Origin of the sequence: Blattabacterium sp. (Blatta orientalis) str. Tarazona (assembly GCF_000334405.1) — a bacterium.
GTDB lineage: Bacteria > Bacteroidota > Bacteroidia > Flavobacteriales > Blattabacteriaceae > Blattabacterium.
Genome location: NC_020195.1, coordinates 485,660 through 502,489 on the forward strand (window position 1 = coordinate 485,660; position 16,830 = coordinate 502,489).

13 protein-coding genes are annotated in these 16,830 nt (G+C 29.4%); 3 read left to right on the forward strand and 10 right to left on the reverse strand.

The features are described from left to right. Positions 1–21: 21 nt before the first annotated feature. From purC to surE, 7 genes are all read right to left on the reverse strand, one after another. Positions 22–744, reverse strand: a complete 723-nt coding sequence (purC, locus tag BLBBOR_RS02410) for a phosphoribosylaminoimidazolesuccinocarboxamide synthase (RefSeq protein ID WP_045118257.1) — start codon at positions 742–744, stop codon at positions 22–24. Positions 745–746: 2 nt separating this feature from the next. Beyond that, positions 747–1,232 (reverse strand): 5-(carboxyamino)imidazole ribonucleotide mutase, encoded by a 486-nt coding sequence (gene purE, locus BLBBOR_RS02415; RefSeq protein WP_015370849.1) that lies wholly within the window; start codon positions 1,230–1,232, stop codon positions 747–749. An 11-nt stretch (positions 1,233–1,243) separates the two neighbouring features. Further along, positions 1,244–4,969, reverse strand: a complete 3,726-nt coding sequence (locus tag BLBBOR_RS02420; protein ID WP_015370850.1) for a phosphoribosylformylglycinamidine synthase — start codon at positions 4,967–4,969, stop codon at positions 1,244–1,246. Positions 4,970–5,004: 35 nt separating this feature from the next. Further along, the gene (gene purB / locus BLBBOR_RS02425) at positions 5,005–6,432 is read right to left on the reverse strand and encodes an adenylosuccinate lyase (protein WP_015370851.1); all 1,428 of its coding nucleotides are present in this window, start codon (positions 6,430–6,432) and stop codon (positions 5,005–5,007) included. Positions 6,433–6,475: 43 nt separating this feature from the next. Continuing rightward, on the reverse strand, positions 6,476–7,783 hold the full coding sequence (locus BLBBOR_RS02430; protein ID WP_015370852.1) for an adenylosuccinate synthase: 1,308 nt from the start codon (positions 7,781–7,783) through the stop codon (positions 6,476–6,478). Between the two features lie 81 nt (positions 7,784–7,864). Then, on the reverse strand, positions 7,865–8,830 hold the full coding sequence (ruvB, locus tag BLBBOR_RS02435) for a Holliday junction branch migration DNA helicase RuvB (protein ID WP_015370853.1): 966 nt from the start codon (positions 8,828–8,830) through the stop codon (positions 7,865–7,867). A 17-nt stretch (positions 8,831–8,847) separates the two neighbouring features. Beyond that, positions 8,848–9,657, reverse strand: a complete 810-nt coding sequence (surE, locus tag BLBBOR_RS02440) for a 5'/3'-nucleotidase SurE (RefSeq protein WP_015370854.1) — start codon at positions 9,655–9,657, stop codon at positions 8,848–8,850. Between the two features lie 51 nt (positions 9,658–9,708). On the opposite strand from surE, the gene BLBBOR_RS02445 reads away from it, so the two are divergent. Then, positions 9,709–11,799, forward strand: coding sequence for a carboxy terminal-processing peptidase (locus BLBBOR_RS02445; RefSeq protein ID WP_015370855.1), 2,091 nt, complete (start codon positions 9,709–9,711; stop codon positions 11,797–11,799). Here the strand turns inward: BLBBOR_RS02445 and gyrA are convergent. Together gyrA and aroB are read right to left on the reverse strand one after the other, a co-directional pair. Continuing rightward, the gene (gyrA, locus tag BLBBOR_RS02450) at positions 11,771–14,227 is read right to left on the reverse strand and encodes a DNA gyrase subunit A (RefSeq protein WP_015370856.1); all 2,457 of its coding nucleotides are present in this window, start codon (positions 14,225–14,227) and stop codon (positions 11,771–11,773) included. The two genes, BLBBOR_RS02445 and gyrA, sit on opposite strands and share 29 nt — an antisense overlap. Positions 14,228–14,337: 110 nt before the next feature. Next, entirely contained in the window at positions 14,338–15,342 is a 1,005-nt protein-coding gene (aroB, locus tag BLBBOR_RS02455) for a 3-dehydroquinate synthase (RefSeq protein ID WP_015370857.1), read from the reverse strand. 86 nt (positions 15,343–15,428) lie between these two features. Here aroB and BLBBOR_RS03260 point away from each other — a divergent pair, with 86 nt between their 5' ends. Next, positions 15,429–15,590, forward strand: a complete 162-nt coding sequence (locus tag BLBBOR_RS03260; RefSeq protein ID WP_158320636.1) for a hypothetical protein — start codon at positions 15,429–15,431, stop codon at positions 15,588–15,590. 20 nt (positions 15,591–15,610) lie between these two features. After that, complete coding sequence (locus BLBBOR_RS02460; RefSeq protein WP_015370858.1) at positions 15,611–16,336, forward strand: DedA family protein; 726 nt, start codon at positions 15,611–15,613, stop codon at positions 16,334–16,336. A gap of 64 nt (positions 16,337–16,400) precedes the next feature. Here BLBBOR_RS02460 and BLBBOR_RS02465 read toward each other — a convergent pair whose 3' ends face one another. Continuing rightward, positions 16,401–16,823, reverse strand: a complete 423-nt coding sequence (locus tag BLBBOR_RS02465; RefSeq protein ID WP_015370859.1) for a nucleoside deaminase — start codon at positions 16,821–16,823, stop codon at positions 16,401–16,403. Positions 16,824–16,830 lie beyond the last annotated feature (7 nt).

The following is a 16,830-nucleotide window of genomic DNA, read 5'->3' on the forward strand; positions in this document are numbered from 1 at the left end:
GATCTTTGTCCCGTGAATGGATTAACCTACATTAAGCCTCTTTAATATTTCTATATAGGCATCAAAGACCTTTTCAGAAACCCCACTTCTAAATATATCTTTATCAAGCTTTTCCCTTGTTTTTTTATCCCAAAAACGACAAGTATCAGGACTGATTTCATCAGAAAGAAAAATTTGATTTTTTAAATTCTTTCCAAATTCTATTTTAAAATCTACCAATATAATATTTTTATCTAAAAAAAATTTTTTTAGAATATTGTTAATGTTTGAAGTTATGCGATAAATGATATTTAATTCTTCATAAGAAATTAAACCTAAAAAAACTGCATGGTGATCATTAATCAATGGATCTTTTAGTTTATCATTTTTATAAAAAATTTCAAAAATAGTATTCAATGGAGTGGATCCTTCTTTAACTCCTAAACGTTTTGAAATACTTCCAGCAAGAATATTACGAACAACAAATTCTAATGGAATGATATCTACTTTATGGCACAATTGTTCCCTATTATTTATTCTACGAATAAAATGAGTTTTTATTCCACAAGAATTAAGAAACTTAAAGATAAATGTGGTGATTTCATTATTCAAAATTCCTTTATCTTGTAAAAAATCTTTCTTTAATCCATCCAAAGCCGTTATGCTATCTTTATAATGAATAATGACCTCCTGCGGATTCTCTGTCGCATATATTTTTTTTGTTTTTCCTTCTAATAAAAGCTTTTTTTTAGTTATACTGCTCATAATCATAAATATTTCTCTATTTCAGTAACTAATTTTTCTCTCATTTCCATTCTGAATTTTAGTAATAATTTTTTGATTTCGTTATATTTTATAGCTAATATATGAATGGCTAATAAAGCAGCATTATAGGCATTATTGATCCCAACTGTAGCGACGGGAACATCCTTAGGCATTTGTACCATGGAAAAAAGAGCGTCTAGCCCTCCTAACAATCCATTTTTGGAATGAATTGGAACTCCGATAACAGGTAAAATAGTTTTTGAAGAAATTACTCCTGGTAAATGAGCAGACAAACCAGCTCCAGCAATAATTAATTCCATTCCCTTTGTAGATTCAATTTTTTTTATTGTATTTGATAGTATATCGGGTATACGATGTGCAGATATCACATAAGTTTTATTATTTATATTGAATTTATTTAATACTTCTTCCGCTATTTTCATAGTCGATTTGTCGGATATACTTCCACAAAATATAGCCACTTTCATATTTATAATTTTTATAGAAAATATTGTACCGCATTTTTAAAAATGGAATGTTCATGAATATTCGGGATATTTTTTAACAATCCATGATTATAACGCTCTGGATGAGTCATTCTTCCATAAATTTTTCCATTTTCACTTAATAGACCTTCTACAGCTCCAACGGATCCATTAGGATTATAAAACCTTTCTAATGTTTGAGTCCCTTTAAAATCTACATATTGCGTTGCTATTTGATTTTTTTTGAATAAAATTTTAGTTATTTTTTCACTAGCATAAAATCTTCCTTCACTATGAGATATTGGAATCGTATATATTTTATTTTTCATCCCATTTAACCAGGGAGACTTGTCAGTAATTACTTTTATATGAACACATTGAGATACATGCTTTCCTATTTCATTATAGGTAAGTGTAGGAGAATGTGAATTCCGTAAGCCTATTTTTCCATAAGGTAACAATCCAGATTTTATGAGAGCTTGAAACCCGTTACAAATACCTAAAATCAATCCATCTTGATCAAGAAAGTATTGAACAGCATCTTTTACGTATGGATTATGTAAAATAGACGTAATAAACTTTGCAGCCCCATCAGGTTCATCTCCAGCACTAAAACCACCACAAAGCATAAATATTTGTACAGTCCTTATATATTTTTCCATTTTTTCTATGGATTCTCCAATATCTTTATTTTTTAAATTCTTAAATACAAAAGTTTTGATAATGGCTCCTTCTTTTTTAAAAGCGTGAATAGATTCCCATTCACAATTTGTTCCAGGAAATATTGGAATAAATACACGTGGTGTTACTTTTTTTTTGGATTTCCATACTAATGGAAAAATATCTTCTTTTATATTTTCATGTAGATTGATTCTATGAAATTTTTTTCGATGAATGATCTTATTATTAGAAAAAATAGGAGTCAAAGTTTTTTCCCAATTTTCTACAGCCTCATTTATATCAATAGATATTCCATTAAAATTTAAGCTCTTAGAAGAGTCAATTTCTCCTATCAAAATGAAATCTTCTGAAAGAGAAGAAGTAGATTCTATAATTAATGAACCTATGCTGATCTCAAATAAAGGATTTACAGAACGGATAAAAACTCCTAAACGATTTCCAAAAGCCATTTTAGCTATAGATACAGAAATTCCTCCGTCTTTCACCGTTTTTACTGATACAATAGATCCTGAATGAATGCCTTCATAAACTTTATCATATGCATTTTTCAAAGAATAAAAATCTGGCATTTCGTTTTTCAATGGTTTGTGATGATACAAATATATTTTATTTCCTATATTTTTAAATTCTGGAGATACAATATTTGAAAAGTCTTCGGTGGTCACTCCAAAAGCTATTAATGTTGGCGGAACGTGTATATTTTTATATGTTCCAGACATGCTATCTTTTCCTCCAATAGATGCTAAATTAAATGACATTTGAGCATGATAAGCTCCTAATAAAGAAGAAAATGGTGGACCCCAATCTTCTGGATTATTTCCTAATTTTTTGTAATATTCTTGAAAACTGAAATAGATATTTTTGTAAGAGCCTCCCATAGAAACAATTTTAGAAATACATTCCACCACCGCATAAGCTCCTCCATGAAGAGGGCTCCAAGTAGAAATTTCAGGATGAAAACCCCAAGAAGCTAAACTGACAGTATTTGTATCTTTTTGTAAAACAGGTATTTTATGTACACTTCCTTCAGATGGAGTCATTTGATACTTCCCTCCAAAAGGCATCAATATCGTAGTCCCTCCTACAGTACTATCGAACATTTCTACTAAACTTTTTTGAGATGCAATATTTAATTGAGAAAGAGTTTTTAAGAAGTTTTCTTTGCTGAAAGGAATATTTTTTGATTTTTGAAAAGGAGAAATGGTAGTTGGAGAATTCACATGAACCACCTGTTTTTTATTAACCCCACCTGTATTTAGAAAAGAACTTTTCAAGTTCAAAAGTTCTTTTCGTTTATGAGAGAATATTATCCTTTTATTATCAGTTACTATAGCAATGGGAACGGAAAGTATATTTTCTTCATGAGCTAATTTCATAAATTTTTTTACATCTGATGGATCTAATACAACGGCCATCCGTTCTTGAGATTCTGAAAGAGCAATTTCTATAGCTTCTAAATCCGCATGTTTTCTAATAGGGATTTTATCTAAATGAAGAACCAAACTATTGCTCAATTCTCCAATAGCAACGGAAGCTCCTCCTGCTCCAAAATCATTGCACTTTTTAATCAAAGATATAACTTCTTTTTTTCGAAAAAATCTTTGAATTTTTCTTTCTATTATTGGGTTTCCTTTTTGTACCTGAATATTTTCAAATGAATTTTTTAATTCAGATTCTTTAGAAGATTCCGTAGCACCTCCCATTCCATCCCTTCCTGTTAACCCGCCAATCAACAAAATAATGTCTCCCTTTTTGGGCTTTTCTTGTTTAACGGCATCAACTGGAACGGCTCCAACTACCATTCCGACCTCCATTCTTTTAGCTCGATAACCTTCATGATAGATTTCTTGAATGTGAGAAGTAGCGACCCCAACTTGATTTCCATAAGAACTATAACCATAAGCGGATTCATAGCATATTTTGTATTGCGGAATTTTTCCATTCAATGTTTTTTGATCAAGAGGATTTGAAGATCCACTTAATCTAATCGCTTGATAAACAAATCCTCTACAAGATAAAGAATCCCGAATCGCTCCACCGATACAAGTAGAAGCTCCACTAAAAGGATCAATTTCCGTAGGATGATTATGAGTTTCATTTTTAAATAATAGATACCATTTTTCTTTCTTTTTACTACCTAGAATATCTACATCGACCATGATTATACAAGCATTATGTTCGTGAGAGAATACATAGTTTTTTAATTTTCCTTTCTTAAAAAGAACTTTAGAAGGGAGATTAGATAAATCCATCAAATTTATAGGAAGTTCTGATCTTCCTATTGATCTCCTATCCCTTAAATACTCATTAAAAATATTCTGATATGTCTCTTTAAATATTCCATCAAATGTTATGTCCACTAATGTAGTCAAAAAAGTAGTATGACGACAATGATCCGACCAATAGGTATCTAAAATCCTAAGTTCTGCTTCTGTAGGATCACGATTTTCTTTAGTAAAGTATTGCTGTATAAAAAACAAATCCTTTAATTTTATAGAAAAACCCAACCTCTCATGAAGATTTTGCATTTTTTCATGATTAAAATGAATAAATCCATTTACCATTCTATAATGATCTTTGCCTATTCTTTTTTTGGATTTCTCAAAAAAAGGGAAATTCATTTCATGAAGATTCTTTTCTTTCCAAATATGTGGATTCATGCAATGTTTTTTAATCTTATGAAGATCCTCTTTTTTATTCTTCATCCCTATCAATTCAATTAATTGACCCGTTTTTATAAAAACTGTAGATAGAGGATCTATAATTTTTATACATTGCATAGCCGCGTCTGCACGCGGATCATATTTTCCTGGTAAATATTCTCTAGAAAAATATGGATTTTTTAAATGTATTTCTTTATGTAAAATATCCGTGACAGGATCCACAAAAATTTTATATAGACTATCTATAAAAACTTCTTTTTTTATACGAAAAAAATCATATATATGATAAATAATCACTTGAGATAATGAAATCTCCATATTTTTAAATTCCTGATATAATTTTCTAGAATCAATATCAAAAGGAACTTTTTTTTGTATATAAATTCTGAAATTCATTAAAATTTGTGAATCAAATGGAACATAGAAATTTTCTAAACTTTTAAATCCATATTGGAATCAATAAAATGATAAAATCGATCTAAGAGAGGATTTACCTTTTTCTCAACAAATTCTATAGATTGATCCGACGAAAATCCTATAAAATTCTTAGGGGTAAGCATTTGATTTATTTTTTTTTCGTTAATAGGTATTTTTTTATCATCTAAAATACGTTGTAAAAAATCATTTTTTTTTCCTTCTAACTTTATTTTATAATTTGTATTCATAGAATGAATTCTAATTCTTTCATGAATTTCTTGTCTATCTGCTCCATTTTTTACACTCTCTACAATAATAGATTCCGTCATTAAAAATGGAAGTTCTTGATCTATATGTTTTTCAATCATTTTAGGATAGACCACTATATTTTCTAATATATTATTCCAAATTGTTAAAATAGCATCTGTAGCTAAGAATGATTGAGCTATTACCAATCTTCTATTAGCTGAATCATCTAATGTCCGTTCCAACCACTGAGTAGCTGCAACCATAGCTGAACTATTTGATAGAGAAATCACATATTTTGCTAAAGAGGCTATACGCTCACTACGCACTGGATTTCGTTTATATGCCATAGCGCTTGATCCAATCTGCTCTGTTTCAAATGGTTCTTCCATTTCTTTTAAGTTTTGTAGTAAACGTAAATCATTGCTAAACTTATGAGAAGATTGAGAAATATTAGATAATAAATTTAATACTTGTGCATCTATTTTTCTATCATAAGTTTGACCTGTCACAGGAAAAACTTTTTCAAATCCAAATTTATTGGAGATTTCTTTTTCCAAATCTTTTACTTTTTGTAGATCTCCATCAAATAATTCTTTGAAACTAGCTGCTGTCCCTACAGTGCCTTTTACTCCTCTGAAATTAAGATTTTGTAATCTAAATTCTAATTCTTCTACGTCCAATAATAAACTTTGCATCCACAAAGAGGAACGTTTTCCTACAGTAGTTAGTTGAGCGGGTTGATAATGGGTAAAAGCTAAAGTAGGAGTGTCATGATATTCTAAGGTAAAATTCCTAAGTCTAAAGAGAACATTAACTAATTTCTTAAGAAGAATCTCTAATCCATCACGGATGAGAATAAGATCCGTGTTGTCTCCTAAAAAAGCACTTGTGGCTCCTAAATGAATAATAGGTTTAGCTAGAATTGCTTTTTCTCCAAAAGCATATAAATGAGCCATAACATCATGACGGAATTTTTTTTCATAAAAAGAAACTCTATTCCAATCAATATCATCTAAATGATTTTTTAAGTCATTTATTTGTTCTTCACTAATGTTTAAACCTAATTTTTTTGGCTTTCTGCTAAAGCTAACCAAAGTTTTCTCCAGGTGAGTAAATTTTTTTTTTGGAGAAAAATTATACAACATTTCTTGACTACTGTATCGTTCTACCAAAGGATTTTTATATTCTTTCACAAAAATATTTTTTAAAAAATTAAATTAATTGGTTTCTTTCTAGCTAAGAAAATATTTTAAAAAAGGAAGATTTATCTTTGATAATATTTTGACTTCTTTCAGATCCTACAGAAATTAATAGGATATTCAAATTTAGATAACTTTCAATAAAATTAATATATTTTTTGCAATTTTTTGGTAGTTCATCATACTCATAAATTTGAGAAATATTTTGTTTCCAACCAGGAAAATCCATATAAATAGCTTCTACTTTTTCTTCAAAAAAATCTATATTTGCTGGAAAATTTGGAATAGATTTTCCATGAATACGGTATTCTACACAGATTTTTATAGTTTCTAATTGACTTAAAACATCTAATTTTGTAATGATTAAGTAATTAATTCCGTTTATCATACAAGAATATTTTAGAGAGAACAAATCTAACCAGCCACACCTTCTTGGTCTTTTTGTAGTGGCTCCATATTCTTTTCCTTTTTCTCGGATAAAATGACTCATTTCTTTATTCTTAATTTCTGTAGGAAAAGGACCATATCCTACACGCGTACAATAAGCTTTTGCTATTCCGATAAAATTTTTCAAGAAAGTAGGAGGTACCCCAGCCCCTACACAAACTCCTCCTGTAGAAGTTGAAGAAGTAGTTACATATGGATAGGTTCCATAATTTATGTCTAGTAGCATAGCTTGAGCTCCCTCAAAAAGAATTTTTTTTTCTTCATGAAAAGCTCTATGAATTTCATGTACAGCATCGATAACACGTGGATAAAGTTCTTTAGCATACTCCATATACTCTTCGTATATTTCTTTAAAAGAAACAGGTTTTCTTTTATATATTTTTGTTATAATCTGATTTTTATAATCAATGTTTTCCTTTAATTTTCTATAAAAAATTTTTTGATTTAAAAAATCTAAAACCCGTATCCCCATACGGGCTATTTTATCTTCATAAGTAGGACCAATTCCACGATGTGTAGTTCCAATAGACTTATTTCCTAATGATTCTTCCTTGTATTTATCTAAGAGACGATGATATGGCATAGTGAGATGTGCTCTTTTTGCTAAAAAAACTTGAGAGGTATTGATTCCTATTGATTCTATATCTTGTATTTCTAGAATTAAAGATTTAGGATCAATAACTACTCCAGGGCCTATAATGCATTTAACAGAAGGATAAACTACTCCAGAAGGAATTAAATGAAGAATAAAATAACGATTATTAATGTGAATAGAATGACCTGAGTTATTTCCTCCTTGATAACGAATTACATAATTTGAATTTTTGGCAAGAAGATCTGTAATTTTTCCTTTTCCCTCGTCACCCCATTGGAGACCAACAAGAACATTTGAAGGCATGATATTTTTATAATTTGATACTTTTGGCAAAGTTAATTTTTATTTATTATAAATAAATAGATAAAAACACAAATATTTCAACTATCTTTTTTCAAAATCTCGTTTAAGATGTTTATATGCTAATAATGTTGCTTTTCTTCCTCTAGGGGTTCTTACTAAATATCCTTCTTGAATGAGAAAAGGTTCATAAACTTCTTCTATAGTATCAGGATTTTCATTGACAGCTGTTGCTATCGTGTTTATTCCCACAGGACCTCCTTTAAAATGATCTATAATAGACGCAATGATTCTATTATCCATTTCGTCTAATCCATGTTTATCCACATTAAGTGCTTGTAATCCTAAATCACAAATATGAATATCTATGGTTCCGTTTCCTTTTATTTGAGCAAAATCACGAACTCTACGAAGTAGAGCGTTAGCTATGCGTGGAGTTCCTCTACTTCGATTAGCAATTTCATAAGAGGCTTCTTCGGTTATTGGAATGTTTAATGTTTTTGCTCTTCGAGTTACAATGTTTTTTAATAATTCTTTTCTGTAATAGGTTAACCGACCATTGATCCCAAATCTAGAACGCATAGGAGCTGTTAATAATCCAGATCTTGTAGTGGCTCCTATTAAAGTAAAAGGAGATAAATCAATTTGAACTGATCTGGCATTAGATCCAGAATCAATTATAATATCTATTTTATAATTTTCCATGGCAGAATATAAATATTCTTCCACTATAGGTGATAGCCGATGAATTTCATCAATAAACAGAACATCATTTGAATTTAAATGAATGAGTAATCCTGCTAAATCCCCTGGTTTATCTAAAACGGATCCTGAAGTGACAGTGATTTTAACACCTAACTCATTGGCGACTATATGAGATAGCGTAGTTTTTCCTAATCCTGGAGGTCCATGAAATAGGATATGATCCAAAGACTCTTTTCTTTTTTTAGCAGCTTGAATAAAAATTTTTAAATTATCTAAGATATCCTGTTGTCCAACAAAATCTTTAAATTTTTTTGGATTCAAAGTTCCTTCTACAATAGATGACACGATTTATAAAGTTTTTTTTAAAATAAGGAAGATTCCCAAAAAAAAATGAATAATATGAAATTCCAAGATCTTAAAATATTTAAAGTTGAGTAATCTGTAAAATCGAATTTAATAGGAACGACAGAAACATATCCATTTTTTAAAGCCCATTCATCCGTATCTGATTTTTTATCAAAATTAACAAAATCTCCTACTAACCAATAATAAGCTCTTCCTTTTGGATTATAACGTTTATCAAAACTTTCTTTCCATTTAGCTTCTGCCTGTCTGCATATTTTAATTCCTCTAATTTCTTCTTTTCTCAATTTTGGAATATTCACATTGAGACTCAGGATTCCTCTTTCCATAGGATTTTGAAGAATTTTTTTTACAATTTTCCATACATATTTTTTGGATGGATCAAAATCTGCATTCCAATCAAAATCTAAAAGAGAAAACCCAACAGATGGAATTCCTTCTATTCCAGCTTCTATCACCGCGGAAATTGTTCCGGAATACATGATGTTTATGGAAGAATTGGATCCATGATTAATTCCAGATACACAAATATCAGGTTTTCTTGGAAGAATGTGATTGATTGCTAATTTAACACAGTCTACAGGAGTTCCTGAACATTCCCATTCCTTTTGGATCCCATTGTCAATCTTTACCGAATCACAATATACAACTGTATCCATAGTTATAGCATGTCCTATTCCAGATTTAGGTTTATTTGGAGCTACCACATATACATCTCCTAAAGAATTCATCGTATGAACAAGAGTTCGAATTCCAGGAGCTATAATCCCATCATCGTTTGTTACTAAAATAATTGGCTTGTTTTTCATTTTTTCATAAAGGATCTAGATATTTGTAATTTTGTTATTTATTGTATTAGTATGATCGTAAATTCAATTAAAAATTTTAAGTATATAATAATTGGTTTTATTTTTACTTTTTTATTAAGTTTCTGTTCTCCACAAGGAGAAGAAGAAACACATCGTGTCATATTAAAGACTATATATAAAACACTCTATTTTTTACATCCTAATCCTATTAAAATTAATAATGAATTTTCACAAAAAGTATATAAGCAATATTTTTCAAATTTAGATTTACAAAAACGTTTTTTCTTACAAAAAGACTTAGAAGATATTTCTTTTTATCGAGAAAAACTAGACGAATCTTGGATTCATGGAGATCCCACTTTTTTTAACATTACAATGAAATATTTTTATCAAAGAATAAAAGAAGTAGAGAATATCTGTTCTAAGATTTTAAAAAAACCTTTCAACTTTCATAAAAGAGAAGTCTATATTCCTGGAGAACAGAAAATTTCTTATCCTAAAAATAAAAAGGAATGGATAGAAGAATGGAGAAAATATCTAAAATATTTGACTTTGATGGAAATCGTTTCTCCAGAAAATCCACAAGGAAATATTTGGAAATCCATCAAAAAAAATATCAGATGGATGAACCAGGAAAAAAAGCAAGAAAAAGGTAGAGGAATATATGCAAGAATATTTAGAAAATTAAAAATAGAAAAAAAAACAGACTGGTTTTCCATGTACGTAAATACTATTACCTCGCAATATGATCCTCATACTAACTATTTTTCTCCTAAAGAAAAGGAAAATTTTGATTTAAATATATCTGGAAAAACAGAAGGAATTGGAGCTGAATTGCAAGATCATAAAGGTTATGCGACCATTGTAAAACTTCTTGTTGGTGGACCAGCATGGAAAAGTAAAAAAATAGAAGTAGGAGATAAAATTATTAGAGTAGCAAAAGATATAAATTCAGAATCCAAAAATATTATTGGAATGTTATTGGAAAATTCCATTCGTCTTATAAGAGGAAAAAAAGGAAGTAAAGTCAAATTAACAATTCAAAAAAAAGATGGTTCTATAAAAGAAGTCATCCTCATTCGGGATGTTATTGAAAAAAAAGAAATTTTTGCAAGAAGTGTCACAATATTGGATAATGAGAATAAGTATGGGTTGATACTATTACCAGAATTTTATTTTAATCCTGAAAATAAAAACGGAAGAAATGCGGCTCAAGATATGAAAAAGATTATTCAAGAGCTAAAAAAGGAAAAAATAAAAGGTTTGATTATAGATATCAGAAATAATGGAGGAGGCTCATTAGAAACTGTTATAGAAATTGCTGGTTTCTTTTTGGGAAAAGTCCCTATAGTACAAGTAGGTCTTTCTTCTGGAAGAAAGAAAATACTAAAAAATAAAAATAATGAACTGCTTTGGAAAGGACCCCTTGTTATTTTAGTTAATGAACTATCAGCATCCGCTTCAGAAATTCTTGCTGCGTCTATAGCAGATTATAAAAGAGGAATTATTGTTGGGAGCTATCAAACATATGGAAAGGGGACCGTTCAAACCTTTTATCCCTTAAATAGATTTATTTTTTCTAATAAAAAAGAATTGGGAGCCTTAAAATTCACTATGAATAAATTTTATCGTGTCAATGGAAATTCTACTCAATTAAAGGGTGTCAATCCAGATATAGTTATTCCAAATAATATTTTTTTAGTTAGAGGTATGGAAAAAGATCAACCAAATTCTATGATGTGGGATCGGACTGATTCTATTTCTTACCAACTATGGAAAGGAAAAATAGATTTGGAAAAAATAAAGTTGAAAAGTATTAATCGTTTGAAAAAATATCAGGATATGATGACCATATATCAAACCATACAATTATTAGAAAAAAATTTTTTGAATAAGAAATATATTCCTCTAAATTGGAAAGATTTTTGGGATGAAAATTTAAAAATGCAAAAAATAAATGCAAATTTTCAAGCCTTAAAGAATTACTTGAATGTATATGAATTACGATCTTTTCCTCCTTCTTACCAAATTATCTCAAAATTTGACCAAGAATGGAAAAAAAATTTGTTGAAGGATTTTCATATAGAAGAATGTGTAAATATTTTACGAGATTTTAATGAAAATCCATTATTGTCTGACTAACTTTTTCAACATCTGCGATTTCGTCTTTTTCTTTGAGGTTAATTAACCTTACCCCTTGGGTATCTCTTCCCATCACTCGGATATCCGATACAGAAATACGAATAATTATTCCGGATTTTTTAATGATCATTAGATCATCTTGATTCGTGACATGTTTTATAGAAATTAAACGACCTGTTTTTTGAGTGATATTTATTGTTTTGATTCCTTTTCCTCCACGATTGGTTATCCGATAATCTTTTAGATTAGTTCTTTTCCCAAATCCTTTTTCCGAAACAACTAATAAATATCCTTTTTCCTGTCCTTCTACACATATCATTCCAATTACAGTATCCTCTGAAATGGATAAATTAATTCCTCTTACTCCAGAAGAATTTCTTCCAGTAACACGAACTTTTTTTTCTGAAAAACGAATTATTTTTCCACTTTTTACAGCAATAAAAACATGACTATTTCCCTTAGTTAAGATAGCTTCTAATAAAGAATCTCCTTTACGAATCACAATAGCATTAATTCCATCTTTTCTAGGGCGTGAATAGTTTTCTAAAGAAGTTTTTTTAATAATTCCTTTTTGAGTAACCATCATCACGTAATGATTTTGTACATATTTTTTATTTGTCAAATCTCCAGTTAATATGTAAGCATTTACTTTATCATCTGGTTGCAAGTGAATCATATTTTGGATTGCCCTGCCTTTAGATATTTTTGATCCCTCTGGAATTTCATAAACTCTTAACCAAAAACATTTCCCTTTTTCTGTAAAAAAAAGCAAATATTGATGATTGGTAGCTATGAGAAGATGTTTGAAAAAATCAGACTCTCTAGCAGAAGCCCCCCGATTTCCTATCCCTCCCCTTCCTTGACGCTTGTATTCGGATAAAGAAGTTCTTTTAATATATCCTGCATGAGAAATAGTAAGAACTACCTGTTCATCTTCAATAAGATCTTCTATGTGCACTTCATTTCCCAAGTAATCTATTTGCGTTCTTCGTTTATCTTGATATTTATCTTGAATATCTAAAAGTTCTTTTTTGATAATTTGCATTCGTATAGAATGTTGTATTAACACATTTTTTAAGTATGCTATTTTTTTGACTAATTCTTCATATTCTTTTTTTATTTTCTTTAACTCTAAAGAAGTCAAATTTTGTAAACGCATATCTAAAATAGATCTAGATTGATTTTCAGATATCTTAAACATTTTGATGAGTCTATTACAAGCATCATGATGATCTTTGGATTCTTTGATTAATTCAATCATTTGATCTAAATGATCTAATATAGTTAGAAAACCTGTCAAAGTATGAACACGATCTTGACATTTTTTCAATTCGTACTTAGTCCGACGAATAATAACATCCTGTCGATGGTCCACAAAATGTTGGATAAGATCTTTAATATTTAGTTGAACAGGTTTTCCTTTAACTAAGGCAATGTTATTTACATTAAAATAAGTTTGCAAAGAGGTATATTTGAATAAATTATTCAACAATATATGAGGATTCGTATTCTGTTTAAGCAGATATACTATACGTAACCCCTTTCTATCAGATTCATCCCGAATCTGATAAATCCCCTCCATTTTACCTTCTCTCATTAATTCTACAGTCCTAGTGATCATTTCGGCTTTATTTACTTGATAGGGAATTTCGTCCACAATAATACATTGTCTTCCCTGAATTTCTTCCAAATGAACTTTGGCACGTAAGACGATACGTCCTCTTCCAGTATAAAAAGCTTTCTTCACTCCCTCATATCCATAAATAATTCCACCCGTAGGAAAATCCGGAGCTTTAATAGATTCCATTATCTGTTCTATAGATATTTGATCGTTCTCAATATAAGCGCAAATAGCTTTTATAGTTTCTTTTAAATTATGAGGAGGAATGTTGGTAGCCATCCCCACAGCAATTCCAGAAGATCCATTAATCAAAAGATTCGGAATTCTTGTAGGTAAAACTGTAGGTTCTTCTATAGAATCATCAAAATTTAGTTGCATATCCACTGTTTCTTTTTTGATGTCCAATAACATCTCTTCAGACATTTTTTTCATTCTCACTTCTGTATAACGCATTGCAGCAGGTGGATCTGCATCTAATGAACCAAAATTTCCTTGTCCATCTATCAATGGATAACGAAGAGTCCATTTTTGCGCCATACGAACCATTGTCTCATAAACAGAAATGTCTCCATGTGGATGATACTTTCCCAATACTTCTCCAACAATACGAGCCGATTTTTTATAAGGATTATTAGAAAAAATTCCTAATTGGTACATTCCATATAATACTCTCCTATGTACAGGTTTTAACCCATCTCTAGCATCAGGAAGAGCTCTGGATACAATAACAGACATAGAGTAATCTATGTAAGATGATTTCATTTCATCTTCAATATTAATAGGAATTAATTTTTCTCCTTCATTCATTTTATAAACATTATGGTATTTATCAGGATAAAGTACATATTTTTCTTAGATTTGTAAAAAACTTTCTTTGATTAAGGAATAAGGGACCTGACAATTATACGAACAAGTTCCTATTTTTTTAATAAGGAAAATTGAATTTTATTTCTATCGTTTTTTTTATCATGCTCCATGATGGAAAATATTTTATTCATTTCTAAATCTGATATATTTTTTATAGGATATAATTCAGAAAGAATGGATTTTATTTCTTGATAACTATTCATAGACAATCCATTTACTTTATATGATAACCATGATTCAGAGACCATTCCCATAGCTATAGCTACACCATGTATAAGTTTTCCTTTTTTATAATTCATAAAATAGCTTTCCAAAGCATGACCAATAGTGTGTCCAAAATTCAGAATTTTTCTTAATCCTTTTTCTTTAGGGTCTTTCTCCACGATTTTATTTTTTATTAATATGGATTTATGGATTAAATCCCCCCATTGAGAATAAGATTTTCTATGATCATCCATGGTAGAGGTTTTCATATCAATCCAAAATTTTTCATCTGCAATCAATCCATGTTTAAACATTTCAGCTTTTCCTGAAATAAATTCATTTTCAGGAAGAGTTTTTAAAAAATGAGGATCAATAATTAAAAATTCTGGAGAATAAAAAGAACCTATTTCATTTTTAATGGATTCTAAATTAACTCCTGTTTTATATCCTATAGATGCATCAACCATTCCTAATAACGTGGTAGGGATATTAATAAAACGAACTCCTCTTTTAAATACAGATGCTACAAATCCACCTATATCTGTAATTACTCCTCCTCCTAAATTAATAATTAAACTATTTCTATTAGCTTTAAAATTCTCTAGATTTTTCCATATTTGAATGCAGGTATAAATATTTTTTTCCTTTTCTCCTGGTTTAATTTGAATTATCTTAGATTTTTCTAAAAATTTTGCATGAGAAAGAAGGAAAGGAAGACAATAAATATTGGTAGAATGATCTACTAAAATAAATGTATTTCTTATGGATTCTACCTGATTAAGTAGATAATTTTCCAATATCATATAGCCTTCCTCATTAAAATAAAGAATTTTTCTCTTATCAGACAACATACGTGTGTTTTTTTATTTAACCAAATTAATCAATAAAATAAAATATTTTGGATAACCAAAAAATTAAAAAGAGGAAAAAAACTATTATGAAAAATATATTTGGTCCCCATCCTAAAATATTAATAAATTTGAACAAATACTCCATAAAAATTCAATTGATATCTGTAAAAATAAATATTTTAGATCTATATTTTGAGAATATTCCTAATAAAAAACGGAAATATTTAACTTTGTTTTTCTTGAAATAAAATCATATTCGTTATTGAAAATGTCAGATATTTGGGATTTTTTTCAGCATTTTTTCAATCCTAGATGGATTTTTTTCTATTTTGAAAATACCGCTTTATTTATTCTTTTGGCAATTGTTTTTGCAGAGACTGGTTTTTTTATTGGTTTTTTTTTACCAGGAGATTCTTTATTATTTACTGCCGGAATTTTCGGAAAAGATTTATGCAAAAATTTTTATAATGTTCCATTTTTTGTAATTATTTTAATTGTAGCAGTAGTAGCTATTCTTGGAAATATGCAAGGGTATTGGTTGGGGTATAAATCCGGAAATTTATTATATAAAAAAAAAGATACCTTTCTTTTTAAGAAAAAACATCTTCTTATAGCCAAATTGTTTTATAATAAATATAAAACAACAGCACTTATTATAAGCCGTTTTCTTCCAATGCTTCGAACTTTTGCTCCCATTGTTGCCGGGGCAATTCGTGTTGATTTTAAAAAATTTATGATCTATAATATTATAGGAGCACTAGCTTGGACTTTTTCTATCATGTTAGCTGGACACTATCTAGACAAAAGGTTCCCAGAACTTAAAAACCACTTGGAATGGATTGTTTTACTCATTGTTTTAATGACCACATTCCCTGTCCTTCTGAAACTTCGAATAAGCAAAAAGAAAAAGTTCTCATCTAAATTTATAAATTCATTCGGAGAAGTCGGAAAGGGGATCCGGGGGAGGGGGAAGGGAAGCCCTGAAAGCCATTGAACATGGCTTTTTTAGAGGGGAGATACAAAGGAAGGGTTCTATTTCCATTATCTCCCCCCCCCTCCTATATCCCCCTTTTTCTTTTGAAAAAGAAGAATTCCTGTAGAAGATTCTTACATTGATTTTTCATTATGCCAGATAAAAATTTTGTTTTAGGATGCAATTTAATTCCCGTATATAAAAAACCTCTTTTATAATTTAGCGTTCCACATACTACTCTTCCTATTTGAGAAAAAAACAAAGCTCCAGCACACATAATACAAGGTTCCATAGTCACATATAAAGTACATTCTTGTATATATTTCTTTCCTAGATAATCAGAAGCTAAGTTTATGACTAACATTTCTGCATGTGCAGTAATATCACTTAAAGTTTCAGTTAAATTATGTGCCCTAGCTATAATTACATTTTCATATGTTATTGCAGCTCCTATAGGGACTTCATCTTTATGAAAAGCTATTAAAGCCTCTTCTAGGGCTATTTTCATAAAATAA